A 24,256-nucleotide genomic window follows, 5' to 3' on the forward strand; every position below is an offset into this window, starting at 1 on the left:
ACTTTTAGGAATTATTATCAATTCTTTTCGTTGCTGGATTAATATTATCAGAGACTTTTAACAAATCATTCGATTCAGAAACAGGAAATCTATTTATAGCTTTTAAGGCTAACTTTGCTTTATTTTTTAGTTTATTACTTACTCCTACGCAATATTGAATTTGTGATAAAACATCCATAGACCTTCTTAAGATCCTTACAACATCCCCCTCATCTAGAGAAGTATTAAAAATTAGTTCTTTCCATTTTTTACCTCTCGCCCATTCTGAAATTATCCCAGTCAACTCCGTTTCTAAAAAAATTGGAGTGTTAATATTAAACTTATTTTGTTTCGAGGCTACTAATTTTCTTAGGCTCTCTAACTCATTAAAAACATCTATAACTTTTATGGAAGGCTTAAAATTACACCAAAGATTGGGTCTTCTTACATCCACACAAATTGCTTGAATGATTGCGGCTAAATCAGGAGGGGCCAAATCATCCAAGTATCCACTAAGTAAAACAAGTCCAACCCATAATTCATTTTCACTTCTTATTGCACCAACTGATTGCCCTACTTCGGTAAGCTCTAAATCATTTAAACAGCCAAAATGATTCAAAATTTTTATTAAATCAGTAAATTTTATCCAGTTATGATTTTCTTTTTCTTCCATAAGATTATTTTTCATAACTATTTCTTGCTCAATCTCGATAATCCTTTTTCTATATCTTTTTAATTTTTTAGAGTCACCAAATTTATGCGCAGGCTGATTAGTAATTGTTTCTTCCAAATTAGTAATTAGTTTCTTTTGTGCCAAAACTTCAGTTGATAGGTCATATTGAGGAGTTCTTAAATCATATTTTTCAGAAATATCAAAAATTCTATCTACAAAAGTTTGTGATTCATTATCACCTCTTACAACTTCTCCTGAGAAATTCATCTTGGGTTCTTCAAGCCTCAAAATTTCAATTTCTTCTAGATCAGGAAAAATATTGACTATGTAAGAAGGTTTTATAAGGATAAATAAATTATCAATTGTTAAACAAAGCAAACTTTTAATTTTTTTTGATTCATATATTTTTTTACAAATTAAAGCTGGAACAACTTTTCTATTTATTTGAGGGGCTTTTATGGAAATTAAACTTCCATCTTTAATAAAGGTAAGTGCACTAGTAATTTCTTCTGATAATTTTTCAGCTGCTTGTTTTTCTAATATCCTCAACAATCTTCTTTCCTCTTTTAAACGACTTTTCAACTTTTCGTATGAATCGAAATCTTGCCATGAAATATTGGAAGTTATTTTTTTTAGTTCTTTTAAATCTCTTCCTAAATTATAAAGAATAGCAGTCTCTTCTGAAGATTCCCCTAAATATAAAAAGCTCCCAAAACTTCTTTTTATTAACTCTCGAGATTTATCTAAACTATAGTTTTGCAAAAGGTTAAGAACCATTCCATAGCTTGGTGTGAACTGACTAACTAGTGGATTTGGTTCACTAATAGCCAAGGAACTAGCTTCTTTTGCTCCCTCAAATCTAGTTTGTAAGGTTACAACATATCCCTGTAAATCCTTTCCTCTTCTTCCAGCTCTTCCTGACATCTGCAAGAATTCACTACTAAATAATAATCTATGTCCTTCATCAGTCCTTTTTGATAATGTTGAAATTACTGTTGTTCTTGCAGGCATATTAATACCCGCAGCTAAAGTTTCAGTTGCAAAAACAACTTTTATCAATCCTTGCTGAAATAGTTCCTCTACTAACTCTTTCCATGCTGGAAGCAAACCAGCATGGTGTGAAGCTATACCTCGTTTAAGAGCTTCACAATGAAATTTATCTTTTATACCCTCTTCATTATTTTTTAGATAAACATCTAATCTTTGAGATATCAAATTTGCTTCTGAATAACTTACTAAAGATAAATCTTTTATATACTCAACAGCCTTGTCACAACCTCTTCTACTAAAAATAAAATAGATAGCTGGTAACATATTTCTCTCTGCAAGTTTAGAGACTACAAAGGCAATCGGAGGCGCCTTTGGTTGCATTATTCTTCCTACTTTACCCTTCTTTTTTTGCCCTTTTGGTGCTCTCCAAATCTTACAATTTGGATGAATCCCATTACCCTTATTATTCAAAAGAGGATGAAGTCCCTTGGCACTACAGAAAATAAAATCTAATGGAACTGGTCTTTTATTACTGTTCACAAGTACTGTAGGACCATGAACTTTTTCTATCCAATTTTGAAGTTGGTCTGCATTTGAGATAGTTGCTGATAAAGCTATTATCTGTGCTCTACTTGGACAATGAATTATTGTTTCTTCCCAAACTGTCCCCCTTTGAGGATCGTTCATATAATGACATTCATCAAGAATTACAGATTCCAGATTTACCAATGGGTCATCAAATTCTTCAAATTCTCCATAGAGCATATTCCTAAAAATCTCAGTAGTCATTACTAAGATTGGAGCATCTCTATTGATACTAATATCTCCAGTTAAGAGACCTACTTTCTTCTCTCCAAATTGATTAATAAAATCTCTAAACTTTTGATTTGATAAAGCTTTTAAAGGGGTTGTATAAAAAACTCTACTTTCATGGGATAAGCCTCTATAAATAGCAAATTCACCGATTAATGTTTTACCTGAGCCAGTTGGAGCAGTTAAAACAACAGAATTTCCACTATTAATAGCTTTTATTGCCTCTATTTGAAATGGATCTAGTGGGAATGGGAAATATTCCTCTAAATTAAGCAATAATTGTGATTGAAGAGGGGAGGAGTTAACTTCTTAAGATATGATCTATATAGATATTAATAAACAATAGCCACCTTGCACACTTTAATAGTAAATCTAGATCATTTTATAAAAAATATTTAGTTAAAATTACTTACAAATGAATAGAGTAAAAATCCCAAAAAATAGACTTCGTAAATTAAAAACATTCACATTAGGTCAAAAGCCATATGAACTTCAAGGTGTAAATCCAAAGAAAGTTAAAAATAACTTTATTGACTTATGTAGTAATGATTATTTTGGATTAAGTAGAGATAATGATGTAATAAAAGCCTCTTATGAAATAAGCTTATCTGAAGGTCTTGGTTCAGGCAGTTCGAGATTCATAACGGGCTCTAGACCAATACATAAATTATTAGAGACACAACTTGCCGAATGGCTTAATCAGGAAAAAGTGCTTTTATTTCCTAGCGGTTTCCAAGCTAATATTGCTGCCGTGCAAGGTTTAGCTAACAGAAATAGTATTGTAATTGCAGATAAATTTATTCATAATTCTTTATTAGTTGGAGTAAAAGCTGCCGGATCAAAACTAGTAAGATTCGAACATAATGATCTAAAAGACTTAGAAAATAAAATTCTTAAATTCAATTCATCGCAAAAGTCCATTCTTATAATTGTTGAATCCCTTTACAGTATGGAAGGTTCAATTGCTCCTCTCAAAGAAATTGCTGGGATTTGTAAAAAGTATAATGTTGAATTATTAGTCGACGAAGCTCATGCTATTGGGATTTTAGGGACTGAAGGGAAAGGTTTAAGTTTTGATTTATCTGATGAAATAACTATGCTTACTGGAACCTTTGGCAAATCGTTTGGTAGCGGCGGGGCTTTCATAGCTTGCAACTCAAAAATTGGTGAACACCTTATTCAAACGAGTGGGGCTTTTAGATATACAACTGCTCTTTCCCCAGCTTTATCTGCAGGTGCACTTAAATCGCTCCAAAAAATCAAAGCCAATCACGAATGGGGGATTAATTTATTGATCTCTTCTAAAAAATGGAAAAAAGAAATTCTTCGAAATTTAAGTTACCCAGTTAAGGGAGAATCTCAAATCTTATCTATAATTGTCGGACAAGAAGAAAAGGCAATCCTTCTACAAAAACATCTTGAAAAAAACGGTTTTTTAGCTATTGCTATTAGACCACCTACTGTTCCTGTGAACGAATCAAGAATAAGGCTAACAATTAGAAGAGATTTAAATTTAGACATACTTGATAATTTTATTTCTGTTTTAAAAACCTTCAAATGAAACAAGTTATTACTCAGCATGGTTGGGGGTTAGATCAAAGTTTCTGGGATAATTATAAAATTGAATTTCAAAGAAATGGATGGCATTGGCAAGATAATGAAAGAGGATATTTTTCAAAAAATATCAATCAAGCAAAATGGATAAAAAACAATTTGAACGATCAAATCAAGTTAATTTTATGTCACTCTTTAGGTTTCCATTTAATTCAAGAAAATCTTTTAGATGAAGCATCCCATGTTGTCTTTATAAATTCATTTAATAACTTTCTTCCTTCAAGCAAAAAAAGAAACTTAATTTACAGATCTCTTAAGAGAATGGAAAAAAAAATAATGTTATTTGAAGCAGAGGTTATGTTAAAAGAATTTATGCATAGATCTTTTTTGCCCAATAATATGAGCATTATTTTCCAAACTATGTTTTATAAAAACTTAGAGAATTTAAATAATAATCTTCTATTAAGTGACCTTAAAAAACTTTATACAGATAGAAATTCTTTAAAGTCTTTTGAGAAAAATTGCAATGTCATCATTATAAATTCTAAAAACGATTTAATTCTTGACCAAGATTCAAGTGATGACTTTATTGAATTATTAAAAAAAACATTAACTAAAAAGCCAACTTTAATTGAATTAGATAATCAAGGGCATTGTCTAACTAATTTAAATTTTTACCAAATCATCAAAAGAACTCTGGATAATAAATATGAAAAATAAAATCTGGAATGAAACAGTTAAAAATAACTTTAATAATGCTTCAGCAAATTATTTAAGTTATTCAAATATTCAAAAGCATTTTGCTGATAAGATTGTTTATTTCTTAAAAGATCTAAATATTCAAAAAGGTGAATGGATAGATCTTGGTTCAGGAACTGGGTTATTAGCTGATGAAATAGAAAAAGAATTTTCTACAAAAAATATTAGCCGAATTGATTTCAGCAAAAAAATGCTTCTTCAAAATAAGGACTCTAGTAAAAAGATTTTATGGGATTTAAATAATGGTTTACCTCCATCAATTAGAAACTGTCCTCTAATGACATCTAACTTTTGTATACACTGGTTAGACAATCCCGAAAAAATAATAAGAGATTGGTTTAACAAATTAAGATCTGGTGGTTATTTAATAATTTCATATCCCACAATAAATTCATTCCCGGAATGGAAGCAAACTTGCTTAGAAACTAATATTGAATATAGTGGCTTAACTTTCCCTGTTTCAAAAAATATAGTCAAAAGTTTCAACTCTGACGAAATATTCTTCTCAAATAAATACTTATATATAGAAAACTTTCCAGATGTTTATAAACTTTTCAGAAGCATAGTAAACGTGGGAGCTCAATCAACCAAGTGTAAACGTAATAAAGTATGTGAATTAAAAGCAATACAAAAGTTTTGGCCTAAGACGGCAACTAATTCAGTTAATCTTACATGGGAAATTAATATTGAAATATTAAAAAAATCATGAGCGCTATAAAGAATAAATTCCAATTTGTTATTTGTGGGACAGATACTGATATCGGAAAGACATTAATTAGTTCTTTTTTTGTAAGAGGATTAAATTCTTTTTACTGGAAGCCTATTCAAAGTGGCATTGAGTCAGAGACTGATAGTCAAGCTGTTGCACGACTTGCAAAAGTGAACAAAGCAAAAATAATCAGTGAAGCTTATATCTTTAGAGAACCTGTTTCTCCTCATTGGGCGGCAGAAATAGATCAAAAAGTTATAAATTTTCAGCTATTAAATTTACCAAATATCGATGGGTCATTAATTGTAGAAACAGCGGGGGGCTTAATGGTCCCAATTACAAGAAATTATTTGCAAATAGATCAAATCAAGAAATGGGATATCCCTGTAATACTTATATGCAAGAGCGGCCTTGGGACTCTTAATCACACTCTTCTTAGTATTGAGGCATTAAGAAAAAGAAATATTAAAATTCTAGGTCTAGTTATAAACGGAAAAAAACACTTAGATAATCCAAAAACATTAACTGAATTTAGTAGTCTTCCTATAATTGCGGAATTTCCATATATCCAGAAAATTGACTCTAATAATTTAGATATACTTTGGGAAGAGCTCAATATTAAAAATAAATTGATCACCTTATTAAATCAAAAAAAATAATAAATGAAATCTCCAGTTTTAAAAAATCCTAATCAAGATTGGCATCCTAATATATGGCCGCCTTTTACGCAGATTATAAATAGCAAGCCTCAATTAGAAGTTACTCATGGAAAAAATGCTTTAATTTATACTAAAAATCCAAAACAAGAACTCATTGATGGAATAAGTAGTTGGTGGGTTACTCTACATGGTCATAGTAACGATTACATAGCAGATGCAATTTATCATCAAGCCAAGACTCTAGAGCAAGTTATATTCGCCGACTTCTTACATCCACAGGCTCAAATATTATCAGAGAGACTCAGTGGCTTAACTAAATTAGAAAGACTATTTTTTTCTGATAATGGATCTACCGCTGTAGAAGTAGCTTTAAAAATTGCCTATCAATCTTGGCAAAATCAAGGTGAAACAAGAAACCAAATAATTGCTTTTGATGGTGCTTATCATGGTGATACATTTGGAGCAATGGCTTTAGGGGAACGAAATATTTTCAATGAGAATTTTGATAATCTAATGTTCCCTGTTAAAAGAGCCCCATGGCCTTCAACTTGGATAAATGATGAAGAGGTTGAAAGAAAAGAGAATAACGCGATTCAAATATTAACTAAACTTCTTAAAAAGCCGACTGTAGCAGTCATTCTTGAACCATTAGTACAGGGTGCGGGAGGAATGAATATGGTTAGGCCTGAATTTATCAGACGAGTTTCAGAAGTAGTAAAAAATAATAATTCTTTATTAATAGCTGATGAAGTATTAACTGGATTTGGGCGATGTGGAAGTCTCTTTGCATTTCAAAAGGCAAATATAATTCCTGATCTAATTTCTATTTCGAAGGGTTTAACAGGAGGATTCCTACCTATGGGAATCACATTAGCTAAAGAGACAATTTTCCAATCTTTTATTAGCGATTCTCCTAAAAAAACTTTTTGGCATGGTCATAGCTTCACTGCAAACCCTTTAGGGTGTGCTGCAGCTAATGCGAGCCTTGACTTATTAGAAAAAGATCCAATAAAGTATCTTTCTTTTGAGGAAAAGCACCTTTCCCATCTAAAGAAAATTAAAAAATTACCATTTGTAAAAAACATAAGAGTCACAGGAACTATCGCCGCATTTGATATTGAAATAGGTAAAAATGAAGGTTATCTAAACAATGTTGGCAAAAGGATAAAAGCATTATCAATTAAAAAAGGTTTATTTATTAGGCCACTTGGTAATGTTATCTATCTATTACCCCCTCTTTGTATTACAGACAGACAGTTAGAAAAAAGTTACAGAATTATTTTTGAAATTTTAAGCGATCTTTGAAAAACAAAATTAAGGCCCCTGTAAAATAGCATTTTCTATATCTTCTCTATTAATACAATAAGAAAATAGTCTTTTAGTTAATTTACCTCCACTCTCCCAGACAACACTTAAATCTTCTTGTTCAAAAATAATAGTTGCATTCCAATTAGAAAGTAACAAATACCATTTAGACGGATTATCAATATCTTTAGTTGCACCTAAATCTTTTAACCATAATTCTAATGATTGAAGTGAATGTTGATTAATTGGGGTGTCAGATGGGATCACAGAATTTCTTTAAATTATTATCTCAAAAGCCAAGTTGGAATTGACTGTATTTCTTTGCCAGCAAAAGAAGCGATTAAGATAGCTAAAAATAAACTTATCAAAATAATAATAATCAACAAAAATAATGAGAACATTTCTCCATTTGAAAATGGTCTCCTATTTCCTACTAACTGCTGATTATTAGCATCCATTACTAAAGGATTCAAGACATTTAAATTTGTTTTATTTGGTTTTTTAGAATTTACTTGTAATTTTTCATCATAAATTTTCCTCAAATTAGAATTATTTAAATTTTCATAGGCCTCTAATACTTTTTGAAATTTATTTTTTGCATCTTCTAATTCTAAGGAAGTTGTATCAGGATGTAATTCTATCGAGAGTTTACAAAAAGCTTTTCTTAATTCGTTATTTGAGGCATTTTCATTAACGCCTAAAATCTTATAATAAGTTATCTCGCCTTTCAAAAAAATTTAATTATCATTAAAAATATTCTAGTCATTTTTGATAAAATTGAATATTTTTAATTATCAAGAATAAGAAACTACTTGAAACTCAATGACAAAAGAAAGTATCCCTAATGAACTTCTCAATTTATTAAATGAAGAGGAAATAATAATGTTTAGAGAATTACAGATAAAAATCCAAGAACTAAATTATAAAACCAACTTAACAAGATTAATTGAAGGAGATGATTACTGGATATCACAAGTCTATGACAGCCTTTGGACATTTAAAGAAAATACAAATAAAAATTTTGATAATAAAAAATTTATTGATATTGGATCAGGTTGTGGTTTCCCAGGATTTGCCTATGCGATAACACATCCTAATTCAGAAATATATCTAGTGGATTCCTCTAAAAAAAAAACAGATTCACTAAAAGAAATTATCAAAAGTATTAAATTCAAAAACGATATATTTGTAATTAATGATCGTATTGAAAACATTGGCCGTCAATCTTCATTTAAAAATGGCTTTAATATTGCGACAGCAAGAGCAGTTAGTAATCCTTCAACAGTTTCTGAATATATATTACCTATGTTGAAATCAAATGGATTAGGTATTTTATATTGTGGGAAGTGGACCAATGAAGATAATAAAAATTTAGAAAAAACATTAAACGTATTAGAAGGGCAAATTTTAGAAATTAAAAGTAATTTTCTTCCCAGAGAAAAAGGGATGCGTAATGTTATTTTTATTGAGCCAAAAGCATCTTGCCCTGATATTTATCCTAGAAGTATTGGCAAGGCTGAAAAATATCCACTCAAAGGTTAATTCTTTGATAGCCTTTTTAATGATTTATCCCCAAACTTGTCTTTTAGGACTCTTAATTTCTTTATAACCTTTTTGGGTTTTATATGCCTTTCTAAAACTTTTAATAATTGACTTTCGCATACATTAACATCTAACAAATTTGCATTATTGCCTGGAAACCAATGACTTCCATTACCAAGTAATTGGTATCTAGATTTTGCAAATTCTTCTAAATCAAAGGAATCTATTAAATTCGCGAGCCAGAGAAGAACCGGAATATTTATTCCTCCTGGTGTATTTTTCCAATTTGGTAAATTTTTATCCCAACTTTTATACCATTCTATACCTAATGAATTTATTGATTCCTCTTTTAATCTATTTAGTATTTTAGGAATATAATGATCAGATTCTGACAATAATGAAACTGCTTCTAAATGTAAATTAAAGTCTTGCTCTTTGGCTATCCCGACACTAATTGTATGAACATATTTATTCCTTAAGCAAAAAAGATCGTTAAATACTATTGGGTGTAAAGGGCTGCAAAGTTCCAAAATTTTTGTTGATGGAGTGTGAAGATGTCCTCCTTTATCGGTAGGACTTATTATAAAAACTCCAAGATCATATTTATGAGCCAACTCAATTAACTTGGAATTCGTTTGATTGATAAAATACCAGTGCAAATTAATATAATCAAATAAATTTGTAGTTATCGCTTTTTCTATAAGAGATAATTCTCCATGAGTCGAAAATCCTATATATCCAATTAAATTTTCTTGTTGGAATTTTTTTAAAATATCAATACAGCCTCCATCTTTTACAGCTTGATGAAGATGTTCAGGTGTATTTATGCCGTGAATTGCTAATAAATCAATTTTCTTTACTTGCAATTTTTCAAAGCTTTTCAAAAGTTCTGCTTCGAATAATTTCGGATCACGATTAGGAGGGATTTTTGTTTGAATGATTTTTGGTTTTTTTTCAATACTCTTGAAACCCATACCTAACTGTATTTCTGAAGTCCCATAATACTTAGCTGTCTCTATGTGATTAAAACCAAATTTATTGGCAAGATTCAATATATTTTCAACTTTATTCTGTTCTTTTCGTGAAATCTCTGAAAATTTCAATTCATCCCAACTTTTTTGAAATCTCATGCCTCCTAAGGATAAAACAGGCATTTTTAGATTGGTTCTACCAAATCTGCGACAAGGCAACTCCATTAGAAATTAATGCTTATTCATTCTTGGTAGTTTTCCTAGTGATTGAAACATATCCCTATCAAGACTACTTTCTAGATCTTCTAAGTTTCCAAATTCAACCCAATGAATACAATCCACTGGACAAGTATCAATAGCTTCTTGCACCGTTTCAAGATTATCTCCATCTTGTCTTATTGCTCTACTCCGTCCATAATCATCATCAACTACAAAAGTATTAGTAGCTACATGAGCACAATATCTACAACCTATACATCTACTTTCATCAACCCAAACTGCTTTTTCAGTTAATTCTCCTCCTAGGACAGGCTCATAACCTGTTAGTTCTTTAGTTTCAACATAATTATCAAATGCACTTAAGGAATTACTATCCAATTATTAACTTTCCCACTTAGTGAGAACCAATTCGATAGATCCATCATTTTTGTTTTTTTGTTCAACTATTTGGTATCCGTCCTCTTTTGTTTTAGAAATAATTGTATGGTAAGCATACATTTGAGTAACTTTTGAAATGAACCTTTCAACCGGTAAATCAAACTTCCAAAGGTCGAGATCAGTAACTAATTCATAAGAGTTAGAGTTATTATCCCATTTGAATCCAACTTTTGTTTCGCTAGGCAAATCCATGCTTATATCAACAGCTGTAAATTGTCCTCTGTAACCTTTGACAAACTTTTTTTCCTGATTTACTACGTAACCTAGTTGGTCTAAAGCTTTAATAAGTGGTTTTACTTCCTTAAGTTGAGTTTTGATAGTACTAAAATGTGACATTAGATTCGTTGTTAATTTGATTTGATTTTTCGCTTTGGTTAGAGATAAATGCCTCTGAGGTTTTATTCTTGACTTTTACTTCCCCAAGAGCGTCTTCAACATTTTTTGTTGCACTATTACATGCATTGCCGTTGAATCCTTCAACAGTTTCTTCAACTCTTCCATCTTGATGAATTTTGAATCTTAATGTTCTTTGAGGCATTAAAATCAAGTACTAAGTACTAATACTTTATACACGATAACGAAAAAAATTTGTTTCAGTTGGTACAAGTTAATTAAAATATATTTTTTTATATTGATTACTTAATAAATATAAAACTCTATTTATAAAACCCTTTCATCCCCATTGAATCTAAAGCAGTTTTAGCTTCTTCCATAACTGAAGGTTCTTTATCAAAAAGAGCAATTTTTGTACATTCATCAACAAAACTCTCTTGCGAAATTTCATTTAATTTTTCAAACAATCTACATAAAGACCATATACAGTTACTTCTTACCACGGGCTCATTATCTATTTTTAAGCTAATTAATAATTGTTCAGCCGCTAATTGAGCGTTAAAGGATGAAGTACTTCCAATTTCCGCTAGAGAACTAGATGACCATAATCTTACTGAAGCCACATCATTTTTCAATGAGTTTATTAATGGCTTCAAAACAATTTCATTATCATAATTAGCTAGACTCCAAGCAGTAGCTCTTCTTACATATGCATTGTCGTCTGTTTCTAATAGACTGACTAATTTTTCTACTGCGCTAGGAAATGGATTTCTACCTAAAGCATATACAGCACTCATTCGTTCTACTGGGCAAGGTTGATCAAGTAAAGGAAGTAAAAGAGGGAAAGATCTTTTATCTCGATATTCACAAAATATTCTTAAGCCTTGAATTCTTTGCTCTCTGTCACCCTTAAGTAATTTCAAGGCTTCATCGCATTCTAAATTTTTATCTAAAGTTCCTCTTGAGAAACCATCTTTATCAATCTGTTCTAAAGGATCAATTTCGAGCTCTACAGATAATTCTTTAGCTAAAACATCTGGATCTATTGCTATTTCTGCCAAACTTTCATTTTGTATATCCTTTCTTTTAGTCATTATCAAATAATAATAAAGATTAATTAATCGGAGCAGGTGACATCATATCTCCAGGTAGCCAAATCCTTGCACTAACAGCAAAAAAAGCAACGCCGAATAAACTAACAATTGCAAAAGGTAAAAGTTTAGTTCTAATAAATCCCAATAATAAAAAAAAGAATTAAATCAATAATAACGTGTTTAAGTTAAATTTAATAAAAAGTTTTTAAATATGATTATTTGATCTTGTCATTTTGCCTTAACTGACCACATGCTGCATTCCTATCTGAGCCTCTACTTTTTCGAAAACTAACATTAATCCCACTATTAGAAAGTCTGGTTTGAAAGAGTTGAGCATTTTTTATAGGGGTTTGCTTAAATTCAACTTCCTCAATGTGATTATATTGAATCAAATTCACATGGCATTGGAAACCTTTTATTAGATTACTTAATTCATCAGCATGTTCTAATTTATCATTAACTCCATGGAGCATTAAGTATTCGAAACTCACTCTTCTGCCAGTCTCTCTTACATATTCTCTACAATCATCAATAATATTTTTAATATGATAATTTTTTGCACTCGGTATGATAGCTTCTCTTATTTTTTGATTTGAAGCATGCAAACTTATTGCAAGCGTAAACTGACATTTACCCAAAACTTGAAAGGACAGTTCTGATAATTTACTTATCATTTTTGGAATAGCGACAGTGCTTACTGTAATCTTTCTCTGACTAATAGCGAAATCCTCATTGATTGATCTAATTGACAGAAGTAACTCATCAATATTTAACAAGGGCTCACCCATTCCCATAAAAACAATATTAGATACTTTCTGATTCATTTGATTTTCAATAAATAAAATTTGATCGAGTATTTCACTTACTTTTAAAGATCTTTTTAATCCTTCTTTACCAGTAGCACAGAATTTACAATCCATTGGGCATCCTACTTGACTTGATAGGCATGCAGTTAATCTTTTCTCAGTTGGAATACCAACGCATTCAACACTTTCATTATCTCTAGTATTTAATAACAACTTTAAGGTTCCATCTGTTGCTAAATACTTTTCTTTTAAGGTTAATTCTCCAAATAAAAAGGCTTCATTTTTTAATTGATCTCTAAACTTTAATGGCAAGACATTAATTTCATCAATACTTTTAGACCTGTTTTTATAGTTATAAAGCCAATTATAAATTTGACGTCCCCTAAAAGCCGCTTGACCATAATTCAAAGCTATTTTTTCTAGATCTTTAACACTACATCCAAGAAGATTCTTCAATTTATTAATAAACTTATTTAATTAGGAGCATCACCATAATAATAATCCATGTTTTAAAAATAATTCAGTAAGAATAAGTGCTATAAAACCAATCATCGCCATTCTTCCATTAAGTTTTTCATTATAAAAATGAAACCCGTAACGAGGTAGTTTTCTTTTAGGAACAATATCAGGCTTAATCATTAATTAAAATTTAAAATAGCATTCTAGTATCTGAAAATGAGAATAGCCTTTATCCATCAGAGAGAAGTCCTTCCTCTTGTAACCCTTCCAAAGCTGCAGGATCAGGTAATTGATCTTCAGAAAATTGATTTTCAGCATTTGGCCTTGCAAAAGCAGCAAAATTGCTGGATGTAGGATCAATTCCATGTCTATTCCTAGTAGTTTCTAAATCTTCATCACTTGGGTCATCAAGAATAGCAGTAGAACTTACAATGGGTGTTTGCGGCATGTCAACTGTATAGTCTGGCCTTAAATTCTGGGTCCTTCTATACCCACCGGATTCTTCTGCAAGAATATCAGGATGAGGTCCAGCTTCTGAGGCTAATTCTTCAACAAACCCACTAAAACCTGTACCAGCAGGTATCAGTCTTCCAATAATCACATTCTCTTTTAGACCTCTAAGCCAATCAGATTTACCTTCTATAGCAGCCTCAGTGAGAACTCTTGTGGTTTCTTGGAAAGAGGCTGCTGAAATAAAGCTATCTGTATTTAGTGAAGCTTTAGTTATCCCTAATAATACTGGAGTAAACTCTGCGGGTGCCCCCCCAGTAATAGACATTGCTTGATTTGTATCTTCTACTTGTCTTAACTCTATTAATTCACCAGGAAGAAGGGTGGTATCTCCTGCATCTTCAATACGAACTTTACTTGTCATTTGTCTTACTATGACTTCAATATGTTTATCACTAATTGCTACGCCTTGGGACTTATAAACATTCTGAACCTCGTTTACCATCTTTCTTTGTAATTTTGATATGGATTCTTGCGCCGCTTCCATTAAAGGTTTTTGATCTTTTAAATCTGTAAATAAACAATCTAGTAAATCGTGAGGATTAATAGGACCATCAGTTAAGAGTTCTCCACCGGTAACTTGCTGACCATCACTTACCATAATATTCTGTCCCATTAAAAGTTGATACTCACTAATAGAATCATCTCTCTCAATAACAGATAATGATACTGATTCTTCATCAGTCCCTTCTTTAATTTGCACAACTCCAGATTTCTTGCATAAAATTGAAGAATCTCTTGGTCTTCTTGCTTCTAATAATTCTTCAATTCGAGGCAAGCCTTGAACAATATCCCCAGTTTTCTGCCTTTCAAAAACTAATAATGCTAAACCATCGCCTCGAAGAACTAAATCTCCATCTTTCACATGCAAAACAGAATCAGGAGAAACCATATAGGGTCTTCCAATCCTTAAGATCACATATTCGCTAGAAACTTCTTCTATTTCTCCGCATGAAGTAGATTTTACTCCCTTACTAATTAAATCTCCATCGACAACACGATCTCCAGTTTTAACAACTGCTTTATCTTTAATATTAATTTTTATTTTATCTTCGTTTCTTTCGACAATAAGTCTTCTAATTGGTTCACCTTCAACTGAATCTGGTAATTGCAATACCCCTCTCTCTTTACAAAGAATTTGAGTAGTAGCAATTACATCACCAGCTTTAACAAGCTGATTATTGTTTATTTGTAGTTCAGTATGAGTTGAACCATGACTTGAGTCAGAAATTGTATCCCTCCTTACCAAGATAGATTCCAAAATAACTAAATTTAATCTATTAATTGATTTATCACTTTTATCTTGAATTGTCTCTACATCAATTGTCATCTGAGGGGTAGCATCAAAACTTTCTATACTCAAATTAGTTTTAAGTAGTTCTACACCCTCCACAGATTTTATTAATTCACCATCTTTATAAGAAAGCCTTTGAATAGCTTTCAAAGCTAATGATGGTCCTTTTTCCTGTTTAACATGAGATAATTCAGGTAACTCAGCCTCATTAGGTATGGTGTATTCTTCTACAGTTCTCAAAAGTAAACCCTTACCCTTTGATGTTTCTAATTTTTGAACAAACAGAATTTCGTCATTATCTACTCCATCTATAATTTTTTCGCCTGGATTAACCAACTTTCCTTCTTCAGTAAATCGACTCAATATCTCTTCATCTTCACACTCATGAAAAGAACCATTTCTAACAGTAATTTCACGCAAGATATCATTTTTTTGAGTCACTGTAACTATTCCTGATGTTTGGCTAAATATATCTTTGACAACTTCTGTTCCTGCTTCAATCCATTCCATATCCTCAGTCATGAGTAAGGATATATCTTTATTTATTTCATGTGTCTCTTGAGGAATCCAAAGCAATGTTCCACCTTGACTAACTTCAAAACCATTTTTAGATGATCTTGCTTTTTTAACACTTAAACCAGGTGCATATTTCACCAGCCCGCCAGTTTTTGTTCTGAATCTTTCATCTGCTAAATCAGCAATAACTTCACCACTACTAATTTTACTTCCAGGTGAAGTATTTAACCTGTAAATAGTTCCATCATTAGACTCTAAATGAAATAGTTCACCTGAATGAGTAGATTCTTCAATTAATTTAAAATTACTTAATAGCATTGAAGTTGTTACGATCTGAACTTCTCTTGAATCGCCTACTGATTCCCGCAAACGCACTTCTCCACCGAACTCACTTGATTGGCTTGCTTCTGCTAAAACAGTTCCTTGTTCTACCTTTGTTTCTGTAGAAACAACAGGTTTAGCATTTGGAGGTAGATTATATACATCTCCAGCTAAGACCCATAACCTTCCTAATCTTTGTGCTTTCAAAGTGATATTACCCTGCCTATCAGTAACTTCCTTTGGTTGAATTACTTTGTCATACCTTACTTCTCCAGCTAAATCACAAATAACATCTTTAGTAGCTTTTTCAACACTTTTCTTTACAGCTCCTGAGGTAATTTGTGCAACGGTTATATCTGAGTCAATATCTTGACCATCTTCTACAAATAAAAGAGATCCACTTGTTACTTCGATTTTTTGGGCTTTGTTAGTAATACTTCCAGTTGGAATAATCTTTAATAAAAAATCTACTTCAGCTTGTTTAGCCTCAACTCCATGCGGGGTTCTATATCCTCTGATTTTTGCTTTTGAACCGAATTCAACTTTACCTTTAATTTTAGATCTTACAACTCCACTTTCTGCAGTAGATACACCTCCAGTATGAAAGGTTCTCATAGTCAATTGGGTTCCAGGTTCTCCAATTGATTGCGCAGCAATAATCCCTACAGCTTCTCCTAAATCAACTAAATGATTATGAGCCAAAGCCCATCCATAACATTTTCTACAAACAGAACGGTTAGCCTCACAAGTTAATGGGGACCTAATATTTACTTTTGAGATTAATGATGTCTCTAAAGTCTTAGATAAAGAAGGGTCTATCGCAGTATTCTTTGGCACAATTAAATTACCTTCAGAATCTAAAATATCTTCAGCAGAAAGTCTTCCGATAAGCCTTGAACCAAATTTTCCATCTTCAGAATTTATAACTATCGACCGTTCAGTTCCGCAATCTTCCTCTCTTACAATTACATCTTGTGCCACGTCAACCAATCTTCTGGTCAAATAACCTGAGTCTGCAGTTCTTAATGCTGTATCAACTAAACCTTTCCTTGCACCATAAGAAGAAATTACATATTCAGTAACCGTAAGCCCTTCCCTAAAGTTAGTTCTAATGGGTAAATCAATAATCTCTCCTTGAGGATTAGCCATCAATCCCCTCATCCCAACTAGTTGTCTTACCTGTGACATGTTACCTCTAGCCCCAGAATTAGCCATCATCCAAACTGAGTTAAGTGGATCATTTTGATTAAAATTATTCTTAACTGCATCTACTAATCTCTCATTAGTTTCAGTCCACGTATCAATAACCTTGGTATGTCTCTCAACTTCTGTAATTTCTCCAAGTCTATAACATTCTTCAGTAGCTGTAATTTGGGCTTCTGCCTGTCCAATTAAATCTTGCTTAGCTTCAGGAACTTTTAAATCATTTACTGAAATAGAAACAGCTGCTTGTGTAGCATATTTAAATCCTAAATCTTTTAGATTATCAGCCATTGCAGCAGTAACGGCGGTTCCATGGGTTTTATAAGCCCATGAAACTAAATTCTTTAAAGCTTTTTTATCTACTACTTTATTTTTGAATGATGGCGGTGTTTTTGGCAATAAAGGCATCATTGTATTATGATTTTTTTTTGAATTTTTTGTAGTTTTACGTACTCTTGAACTTTTTTTTGGTTTAGATGATGTCATGTTTTTATGAATGAATAGTTAGTTTTTTAAGGATTACGTTTTTGAAACAGAATCGATGATCGTATGATTCATAACCACCCTTCCTACTGTTGTTAAAATAAATCTACTTATAAGATTATTTTGAGAATCAAATCTGTCTCTTCTAAAGTTCCAAGTTTCTAACCTTGAACCATCCTCCAGTTCTTTAGATTCTTTGGGTTTATTCGCTTCTTCATCATCATCAACTTCACCATTAAATCTTACCCAGACCCATTCATGTAAACCAACTCTTTTATCTTCAAAAGCAAAAATAACATCTTCTAATGAAGCATAAGTTTTTTGATTGTCACCAAAATTTGGTTTTTTAAAGTTTGGCTGTAATGCAGTTAGATAATAAGAACCTAAAACCATATCTTGTGAGGGAGTTACAATTGGTTCTCCTGTAGCTGGTGATAGTATATTATTGCTTGCTAACATAAGCATACGTGCCTCTGTCTGTGCTTCTAATGCTAAAGGGACATGGACAGCCATTTGATCTCCGTCAAAATCAGCATTAAAGGCAGGACATACAAGTGGGTGTAGTTGGATCGCTCTACCTCCAACCAATTTAGGTTCAAAAGCTTGAATTCCTAACCTATGAAGAGTTGGAGCTCTATTTAAAAGTATTGGGTGACCTTCAATAACTTCTTGGAGTACTTGCATGACTTCATCATCGCCTTTTTGTATTAATTTTTTTGCTGCTTTAATATTATTTACAATATTTTGACGGATTAATCTATGTATCACAAAAGGTTGAAAAAGCTCAATAGCCATTTCTTTAGGGAGTCCGCATTGATGCATCTTTAACTTTGGACCAACAACTATGACAGACCTTCCAGAATAATCAACACGTTTACCAAGTAAATTCTGTCTAAATCTCCCCTGCTTACCCTCTATTATATCGCTGAGAGATTTTAGAGCTCTATTATTAGCCCCAACAACTGTTCTACCTCTTCTTCCATTATCAATAAGTGCATCAACAGCTTCTTGCAACATTCTTTTTTCATTTCTGACAATGATCTCAGGAGCTAAGATTTCTTGAAGCCTAGCCAACCTATTATTCCTATTTATGACTCTTCTATAAAGATCGTTTAAGTCGGATGTGGCAAACCTACCTCCATCAAGTTGGACCATTGGTCTAAGATCAGGAGGAATAACAGGGATTGCATCTAGTACCATCCATTCTGGCTTTGCGTTAGTTGCCAGGAAATTATCAATTACCCTTATCCTTTTAATGAGTTTTGCTCTTTTTTGACCTTTACTGTTTGTAATTTCTTCTCTAAGTTCTTCAGCAATTTGGTTTAAATCAAGATCCTCAAGTAATTGCTTAAGAGCTTCTGCACCTATACCAACAACTGGTTCATTTTCAATAGTAGAGTCTTCTGCATAAACTTCATCTTCTATTTCTAACCATTCATCCTCAGTAAGGAGTTGCTTATATTTAAGATCTTTATGATCCCCAACATCCAAAACAACATAACAATTAAAGTAAACTATCTGTTCTACATCTCTAAGAGGAATATCTAGCAGAATTGCGACATAACTCGGTATACCCTTTAAATACCAAACATGGGAAACTGGAGCTGCCAGTTTTATATATCCCATTCTATGCCTTCTTACTCTACTTTCAGTTACTTCTACACCACATCTTTCACAGACAATTCCACGATGTCTAACTCTTTTATATTTACCGCAGTGACATTCCCAGTCTTTGGATGGTCCAAATATTTTTTCACAAAAAAGTCCGTCCATTTCTGGTTTTAAGGTTCTATAGTTTATCGTCTCTGGTTTAGTAACTTCTCCTACTACTTGCCCATTAGGTAATGTCCTTTGCCCCCAATCCATTATTCTTTGAGGTGAAGCAATAGATATCTTGACGTAATCAAAATGATTTTCTGTTCTTAAGTTGCTGTTAGTCATTTTTAGAATATTTAAATTAGAAAGTGTTGATAAAGTATTTAATCTTCTGCATATTCAGAGGTACCTAGAGATTCATAAGTAGGTCTCGAAGGAGTATTTCTTTTTGGATTTACATCTTGCATTAAATCAACCTCCTTACCTTCATCAGTGTAAACACCAATGTCTAGACCTAGGGACTGTAATTCTCTCATTAGGACTTTAAATGATTCAGGAGTTCCTGGTCTAGGTATAGGCTTACCTTTAACTATGGCGTTTAATGCTTCATTTCTTCCTTGCATATCATCTGATTTAACAGTTAACAATTCTTGCAAAGTATAAGCTGCACCGTATGCCTCTAAAGCCCAAACCTCCATTTCTCCAAGTCTCTGTCCACCTTGTTGAGCTTTACCACCCAAAGGTTGCTGAGTAACTAAAGAGTATGGACCTGTTGATCTTGCATGGATCTTATCATCTACTAAGTGAACAAGTTTAAGAAAGTGAGAATATCCAACAGCTACTGGTTGATCAAAAGGTTCGCCTGTTCTACCATCTTTGAGTAACAACTTTCCAGGATCTTTAGGGTTATAAACCCAATCCTTACCATCTTGCTTTGAAGCTTCCTCTAAAAACGCTTGTACAGTTTGATGTGATTTTTCAGCACCATACATTTCATCAAAAGGCACAACTTTAACTCTGCAATTTAAATTTGATGCTGCCCACCCCATTAACAACTCAAAAACTTGACCTACATTCATTCTACTTGGAACACCAAGAGGATTTAAAACGATATCAACTGGTGTGCCATCCGGTAAATAAGGCATATCTTCTCTAGGTAAAATTCTACTTATTATCCCTTTGTTACCATGTCTCCCAGCCATCTTGTCACCTACCTGAATTTTCCTCCTTTGAGCAACATAAACTCTTACAACCATATTCGCACCAGGAGGCAGCTCATCACCTTGCTCCCTTGTATAAATACGAACATCTAAAACTCTTCCTTTTTCTGTTTTAGGAACTCTAAGAGAATTATCCCTCACATCTCTTGCTTTTTCACCAAATATAGCTCTCAAAAGTTTTTCTTCAGGTGGCTGATCTGATTCTCCCTTAGGGGTAACTTTTCCTACGAGAATATCACCACTCTCTACAAAAGCACCTGTTCTGATAATTCCCATTTCATCAAGATTATTCAAACTTTCTTCTGAAATATTTGGAATTTCTCTAGTTATTTCTTCAGGGCCCAATTTAGTTTGTCTAGCTTCTATTTCATATTTTTCTATATGCACTGAAGTATAAAGATCATCAGTAACCATCCTTTCACTTACAAGTATTGCATCCTCATAGTTGTAACCTTCCCATGGCATATAAGCAATTAAAACATTCTGTCCTAAAGCTATTTCTCCACCTTCACAAGCTGATCCATCAGCAAGAACTTGACCAGATATAACTTGATCTCCATTTTTCACTATTGGTCTTTGGTTTAAACAAGTATCTTGATTAGATCTCTGGTATTTTTGAAGAAAATGAACATGCTCATTACCATCAACATCTTTAACAACTATTTCATTAGCATCAACATAAGAAACGATTCCATTTACTTTTGTAATTGGCACCATCCCGGAGTCTCTAGCAACTTGGGATTCTAATCCTGTGCCGACTAAGGGTCTTTCAGGTCTTAATAATGGAACCGCTTGACGCTGCATATTTGAACCCATTAGCGCTCTATTTGCGTCATCATGTTCTAAGAAGGGAATGAGAGAAGTCGCTACTGAAATAACTTGAACAGGAGAAAGCTGAACATAATCAACTTGATGAGGCGGAACTTTCTCAAAATCTTGCCGGTACCTTACTGGAATTAAATCTGCAAGAATATTACCACTTTTGTCAGTCGCCACATCACCAGGAGCAACCCTACATTCATCCTCCAAGTCCGCTGATAAATAAACAGGATTCCCCTCTTTCATAACCCTACCTTTTTCTACTTCCCAAAAAGGTGTTTCAATAAAACCATATTCATTAACTCTTGCATGTGTTGCAAGAGAATTTATAAGACCTGCGTTTGGGCCTTCGGGAGTTTCAATAGGACATAATCTTCCATAGTGTGATGGATGAATATCTCTAACAGCAAAACCTGCTCTTTCTCGAGTTAGCCCGCCTGGTCCTAATGCTGATATTCTTCTTTTATGCGTTAACTCAGCTAATGGATTTGTTTGATCCATAAATTGGCTTAATTGACTGGATCCAAAAAATTCCTTAATAGCTGCTACCAAAGGCTTTGGATTAACTAGCTGAGCAGGTGTAAGAGAATCTGTCTCGCCAACAGTCATCCTTTCTTTGATAATTCTCTCTAATCGGTTAAGACCAACTCTGACTTGGTTTTGAAGAAGTTCTCCAACGGATCTAACTCTTCTATTACCTAAATGATCAATATCATCTAAACTAGCTCCACCAATATCAAGTTCCAAATTGATAAGATAATCAATTGTCGATAGAACATCCTCATGTGTAAGTGTTCTGACTTCATTTGGAACAGTTAATCTCAATTTTTTATTAATTTTGTATCTACCTACTCTTCCCAAATCGTATCTTTTAGGATCGAAAAATCTACTATGTAAAAGTTGTTGCCCACCAGAAACAGAAGGGGGTTCACCTGGTCGTAATTTTTTATAGAGTTCTAATAAAGCTTGATCTTCAGAATTTATTCCTTCATCATTAGCTGAATCAATTGACTGTTTATAAAACTCAGGATGTCTTAATTTATCAACTACATCATTATCCGAGAGCCCCATAGCTCTCATAAGTACGTGTGCATTAATTTTCCTCGTTTTATCAACTCTTACATAAAGTAGATTATTTTTATCAGTTTCAAATTTTAGCCAAGCTCCTCGATTGGGTATAACGCTAGCATTATAAGTCCTCCTACCATTTTTATCCATTTCATCTTTGAAATAGACCCCTGGACTACGTACTATTTGATTGACTATTACTCTTTCGGCTCCATTAATAATAAAGGTCCCTCTCTCAGTCATTAAAGGAAGTTCACCAATAAAAACTTCTTGTTCTTTGATTTCTCCTGTTTCTTTATTTATTAACCTACATGTTACATACATTTGCGAAGCAAAAGTTGCATCTCTTCTCTTGGCTTCTTCAACATCATGTCTAGGTCTTTTTAACCTATATTCTTCGCCAACAAAATGTAGTTCTAATTTACCTGTGTAGTCGGTAATTGGAGAAAAGCTTTTTAATTCTTCAATTAAGCCTTTTTCCAGAAACCATTTAAAACTTGCCCTTTGTACTTCAACCAAATCTGGTAGATAAGTTGCTGTTTTAGCTATCTGTAAAGCGCTACTGCTCATCCAAGAAAACCCGCCATTATGTAAGATTTGCTAATTACCATAAATTTGACTTAACTTTTAGAAAAATAATCAAAACTTTTAGAGTGAAATCGAGATTTTAGTCTTGAATTCAACAAATATCTAGATTATTATTAGCTGAAATGATCAAAGATAAAGGTTATAAAACCACACTTTAATAAGCTGTTTACTAATAATTAAGAAAAAAATCCAGTAATTTTTAATATTAACAGATTATATGTTAATTTATCAAGTCAAATTTAAACAAATCTTCAGCATTCCTAGAAGACTCATCTGCAATACTTTTCAAGTCTGAAGATCTTAAACTGGCTATAGATTTAGCTACACTTTCAACAAAAGCTGGCTCATTTCTTTTCCCTCGATATGGGACAGGGGCTAAAAAGGGAGCATCTGTTTCAATTAAATATCTATCACTCGGAACAATTCTTGCGCATTCATGAATTTCGTATGCTTTTGGGAATGTAACTATCCCACTAAAACTTATATAAAATCCTAGATCTAAAAATTGCTTCATCTCATCTGGAGTGCCACTCCAACAGTGCAAAACTCCTTTAGGACATATACCTTGTTTAGATAAATCGTGACATATTTTTATCATCTCATTTGCAGCTTCTCTACAATGGATAATGACGGGCAAGTCAAGTTCGCAGGCTAAATGCATTTGTGGAACAAGCGCATCTATCTGTTTATTTGTATTATCACTTTTAAAAAAATCTAATCCTAATTCACCAATAGCAACAACTCTTGAATCACATTGGGCTGCATCTTTCATTATGGATTTAGAATTACATTCCCATTTGTTAGCTTCAAGAGGATGTAAACCAACTGAGTAATACAATTCATCAAATCTTCGAGATATATTTTTTAATTTAGGAATTTCTGATAATTCACAACATGCATGGAGCAATTTTTTTACACCTATTGAACGCCATCTTGAAACAACTTCTTCAAGATCCTCTTCAAAATTTTCAAATATCAAATGACAATGAGAATCAATCAGTTCAATATTGTTCATTTTTACTTACTTACTTGTAAGAAAATCTTTAACTACTTTGTTGATTTTTGATTTTTTGTTAGCACCGTTATTCTTATGTAGAACATTCTTTTTGACTGCCTTATCAATAAGACTGAAGGCTTGATTTACACTAACAAGAACTAGATCTTTGTTATCTGAATTAGGTTCTTGCTTATATTTCTCACAGTTAGCTAATGTTTTTTTTGTTAGCGTTCTAACTGTTGATTTATATGATTTATTAACTAAACGATTTCTCTCAGCAACTTGAATTCTTTTTTTCGCTGATTTGTTATTGGCCACAGAAATTAGAATAAAATATA

22 protein-coding genes are annotated in these 24,256 nt (G+C 32.5%); 6 read left to right on the forward strand and 16 right to left on the reverse strand.

Translation table 11 applies throughout. From position 1 onward, the window contains the following. Positions 1 to 4 precede the first annotated feature (4 nt). Entirely contained in the window at positions 5 to 2,731 is a 2,727-nt protein-coding gene (locus tag TX50_RS07885; RefSeq protein WP_011133095.1) for a DEAD/DEAH box helicase, read from the reverse strand. Positions 2,732 to 2,870: 139 nt separating this feature from the next. Between TX50_RS07885 and TX50_RS07890 the strand changes: the two genes are divergently transcribed. Genes TX50_RS07890 through bioA form a run of 5 tightly spaced genes read left to right on the forward strand, consistent with a single transcriptional unit; the run spans position 2,871 to position 7,441 of the window. Then, complete coding sequence (locus TX50_RS07890) at positions 2,871 to 4,016, forward strand: aminotransferase class I/II-fold pyridoxal phosphate-dependent enzyme (RefSeq protein WP_011133096.1); 1,146 nt, start codon at positions 2,871 to 2,873, stop codon at positions 4,014 to 4,016. Next, positions 4,013 to 4,729 (forward strand): hypothetical protein, encoded by a 717-nt coding sequence (locus TX50_RS07895; RefSeq protein WP_011133097.1) that lies wholly within the window; start codon positions 4,013 to 4,015, stop codon positions 4,727 to 4,729. The genes TX50_RS07890 and TX50_RS07895 overlap by 4 nt, the downstream gene beginning before the upstream one ends. Next, on the forward strand, positions 4,719 to 5,477 hold the full coding sequence (locus TX50_RS07900; RefSeq protein ID WP_011133098.1) for a methyltransferase domain-containing protein: 759 nt from the start codon (positions 4,719 to 4,721) through the stop codon (positions 5,475 to 5,477). Before TX50_RS07895 ends, TX50_RS07900 begins: the two co-directional genes overlap by 11 nt. Then, the gene (gene bioD, locus TX50_RS07905) at positions 5,474 to 6,136 is read left to right on the forward strand and encodes a dethiobiotin synthase (protein WP_011133099.1); all 663 of its coding nucleotides are present in this window, start codon (positions 5,474 to 5,476) and stop codon (positions 6,134 to 6,136) included. Before TX50_RS07900 ends, bioD begins: the two co-directional genes overlap by 4 nt. Positions 6,137 to 6,139: 3 nt before the next feature. Next, positions 6,140 to 7,441: an adenosylmethionine--8-amino-7-oxononanoate transaminase gene (gene bioA / locus TX50_RS07910; RefSeq protein ID WP_011133100.1), complete on the forward strand. Its 1,302-nt coding sequence runs from the start codon at positions 6,140 to 6,142 to the stop codon at positions 7,439 to 7,441. 9 nt (positions 7,442 to 7,450) lie between these two features. Here the strand turns inward: bioA and TX50_RS07915 are convergent, their stop codons facing one another. Both TX50_RS07915 and TX50_RS07920 read right to left on the reverse strand, forming a co-directional pair. Further along, on the reverse strand, positions 7,451 to 7,708 hold the full coding sequence (locus TX50_RS07915) for a DUF3143 domain-containing protein (protein WP_011133101.1): 258 nt from the start codon (positions 7,706 to 7,708) through the stop codon (positions 7,451 to 7,453). Positions 7,709 to 7,725: 17 nt separating this feature from the next. Further along, positions 7,726 to 8,172 carry a J domain-containing protein gene (locus tag TX50_RS07920; RefSeq protein WP_011133102.1) on the reverse strand — a complete coding sequence of 149 codons (447 nt, stop codon included), beginning with the start codon at positions 8,170 to 8,172 and terminating at the stop codon, positions 7,726 to 7,728. A gap of 91 nt (positions 8,173 to 8,263) precedes the next feature. Between TX50_RS07920 and rsmG the strand changes: the two genes are divergently transcribed. Next, the gene (gene rsmG, locus TX50_RS07925) at positions 8,264 to 8,983 is read left to right on the forward strand and encodes a 16S rRNA (guanine(527)-N(7))-methyltransferase RsmG (RefSeq protein WP_011133103.1); all 720 of its coding nucleotides are present in this window, start codon (positions 8,264 to 8,266) and stop codon (positions 8,981 to 8,983) included. Here the strand turns inward: rsmG and TX50_RS07930 are convergent. The 13 genes from TX50_RS07930 to rpsT all read right to left on the reverse strand — a co-directional run bounded on the left by TX50_RS07930 (position 8,980) and on the right by rpsT (position 24,236). After that, positions 8,980 to 10,179 (reverse strand): aldo/keto reductase, encoded by a 1,200-nt coding sequence (locus TX50_RS07930; RefSeq protein ID WP_011133104.1) that lies wholly within the window; start codon positions 10,177 to 10,179, stop codon positions 8,980 to 8,982. The genes rsmG and TX50_RS07930 overlap by 4 nt on opposite strands. A gap of 6 nt (positions 10,180 to 10,185) precedes the next feature. Continuing rightward, positions 10,186 to 10,551: a ferredoxin gene (locus TX50_RS07935; RefSeq protein WP_011133105.1), complete on the reverse strand. Its 366-nt coding sequence runs from the start codon at positions 10,549 to 10,551 to the stop codon at positions 10,186 to 10,188. Positions 10,552 to 10,554: 3 nt separating this feature from the next. Further along, the gene (locus tag TX50_RS07940; RefSeq protein WP_011133106.1) at positions 10,555 to 10,947 is read right to left on the reverse strand and encodes a DUF1257 domain-containing protein; all 393 of its coding nucleotides are present in this window, start codon (positions 10,945 to 10,947) and stop codon (positions 10,555 to 10,557) included. After that, on the reverse strand, positions 10,934 to 11,149 hold the full coding sequence (locus TX50_RS07945; protein WP_011133107.1) for a DUF2997 domain-containing protein: 216 nt from the start codon (positions 11,147 to 11,149) through the stop codon (positions 10,934 to 10,936). The genes TX50_RS07940 and TX50_RS07945 overlap by 14 nt, the downstream gene beginning before the upstream one ends. 118 nt (positions 11,150 to 11,267) lie before the next feature. Beyond that, a complete protein-coding gene (locus TX50_RS07950) occupies positions 11,268 to 12,038 on the reverse strand; it encodes a HEAT repeat domain-containing protein (RefSeq protein ID WP_011133108.1) in 771 nt (256 codons plus the stop codon). Between the two features lie 19 nt (positions 12,039 to 12,057). Beyond that, a complete protein-coding gene (locus TX50_RS09980) occupies positions 12,058 to 12,183 on the reverse strand; it encodes a hypothetical protein (RefSeq protein WP_268741257.1) in 126 nt (41 codons plus the stop codon). Between the two features lie 70 nt (positions 12,184 to 12,253). After that, positions 12,254 to 13,300 carry a 23S rRNA (adenine(2503)-C(2))-methyltransferase RlmN gene (rlmN, locus tag TX50_RS07955; protein ID WP_011133109.1) on the reverse strand — a complete coding sequence of 349 codons (1,047 nt, stop codon included), beginning with the start codon at positions 13,298 to 13,300 and terminating at the stop codon, positions 12,254 to 12,256. A gap of 30 nt (positions 13,301 to 13,330) precedes the next feature. Beyond that, positions 13,331 to 13,483: a high light inducible protein gene (locus TX50_RS07960; RefSeq protein WP_011133110.1), complete on the reverse strand. Its 153-nt coding sequence runs from the start codon at positions 13,481 to 13,483 to the stop codon at positions 13,331 to 13,333. A gap of 49 nt (positions 13,484 to 13,532) precedes the next feature. Then, positions 13,533 to 17,633, reverse strand: a complete 4,101-nt coding sequence (locus TX50_RS07965) for a DNA-directed RNA polymerase subunit beta' (RefSeq protein ID WP_011133111.1) — start codon at positions 17,631 to 17,633, stop codon at positions 13,533 to 13,535. Between the two features lie 33 nt (positions 17,634 to 17,666). Further along, complete coding sequence (locus TX50_RS07970; protein WP_011133112.1) at positions 17,667 to 19,571, reverse strand: DNA-directed RNA polymerase subunit gamma; 1,905 nt, start codon at positions 19,569 to 19,571, stop codon at positions 17,667 to 17,669. A 38-nt stretch (positions 19,572 to 19,609) separates the two neighbouring features. Next, positions 19,610 to 22,903, reverse strand: coding sequence for a DNA-directed RNA polymerase subunit beta (rpoB, locus tag TX50_RS07975; RefSeq protein ID WP_011133113.1), 3,294 nt, complete (start codon positions 22,901 to 22,903; stop codon positions 19,610 to 19,612). Between the two features lie 238 nt (positions 22,904 to 23,141). After that, positions 23,142 to 23,936, reverse strand: a complete 795-nt coding sequence (locus TX50_RS07980) for a TatD family hydrolase (protein WP_011133114.1) — start codon at positions 23,934 to 23,936, stop codon at positions 23,142 to 23,144. Positions 23,937 to 23,942: 6 nt separating this feature from the next. Further along, positions 23,943 to 24,236, reverse strand: a complete 294-nt coding sequence (rpsT, locus tag TX50_RS07985; protein ID WP_011133115.1) for a 30S ribosomal protein S20 — start codon at positions 24,234 to 24,236, stop codon at positions 23,943 to 23,945. Between the last annotated feature and the right edge of the window lie 20 nt (positions 24,237 to 24,256).

The sequence above is a fragment of the Prochlorococcus marinus subsp. pastoris str. CCMP1986 genome (assembly GCF_000011465.1).
GTDB classification, from domain to species: Bacteria; Cyanobacteriota; Cyanobacteriia; order PCC-6307; family Cyanobiaceae; genus Prochlorococcus_A; species Prochlorococcus_A pastoris.

What these genes read in the sequence shown, in the direction of transcription:
- bioD (WP_011133099.1), top strand. Translation starts at nt 5,474, where the DNA reads ATGAGCGCTATAAAGAATAAATTCCAATTTGTTATTTGTGGGACAGAT.
- TX50_RS07940 (WP_011133106.1), bottom strand. Translation starts at nt 10,947, where the DNA reads ATGTCACATTTTAGTACTATCAAAACTCAACTTAAGGAAGTAAAACCA.
- TX50_RS07895 (WP_011133097.1), top strand. Translation starts at nt 4,013, where the DNA reads ATGAAACAAGTTATTACTCAGCATGGTTGGGGGTTAGATCAAAGTTTC.
- TX50_RS07965 (WP_011133111.1), bottom strand. Translation starts at nt 17,633, where the DNA reads ATGACATCATCTAAACCAAAAAAAAGTTCAAGAGTACGTAAAACTACA.
- TX50_RS07900 (WP_011133098.1), top strand. Translation starts at nt 4,719, where the DNA reads ATGAAAAATAAAATCTGGAATGAAACAGTTAAAAATAACTTTAATAAT.
- TX50_RS07945 (WP_011133107.1), bottom strand. Translation starts at nt 11,149, where the DNA reads ATGCCTCAAAGAACATTAAGATTCAAAATTCATCAAGATGGAAGAGTT.
- TX50_RS07930 (WP_011133104.1), bottom strand. Translation starts at nt 10,179, where the DNA reads ATGGAGTTGCCTTGTCGCAGATTTGGTAGAACCAATCTAAAAATGCCT.
- TX50_RS07950 (WP_011133108.1), bottom strand. Translation starts at nt 12,038, where the DNA reads ATGACTAAAAGAAAGGATATACAAAATGAAAGTTTGGCAGAAATAGCA.
- TX50_RS07980 (WP_011133114.1), bottom strand. Translation starts at nt 23,936, where the DNA reads ATGAACAATATTGAACTGATTGATTCTCATTGTCATTTGATATTTGAA.
- rsmG (WP_011133103.1), top strand. Translation starts at nt 8,264, where the DNA reads ATGACAAAAGAAAGTATCCCTAATGAACTTCTCAATTTATTAAATGAA.
- bioA (WP_011133100.1), top strand. Translation starts at nt 6,140, where the DNA reads ATGAAATCTCCAGTTTTAAAAAATCCTAATCAAGATTGGCATCCTAAT.
- rpoB (WP_011133113.1), bottom strand. Translation starts at nt 22,903, where the DNA reads ATGAGCAGTAGCGCTTTACAGATAGCTAAAACAGCAACTTATCTACCA.
- TX50_RS07890 (WP_011133096.1), top strand. Translation starts at nt 2,871, where the DNA reads ATGAATAGAGTAAAAATCCCAAAAAATAGACTTCGTAAATTAAAAACA.
- TX50_RS07970 (WP_011133112.1), bottom strand. Translation starts at nt 19,571, where the DNA reads ATGACTAACAGCAACTTAAGAACAGAAAATCATTTTGATTACGTCAAG.
- TX50_RS07960 (WP_011133110.1), bottom strand. Translation starts at nt 13,483, where the DNA reads ATGATTAAGCCTGATATTGTTCCTAAAAGAAAACTACCTCGTTACGGG.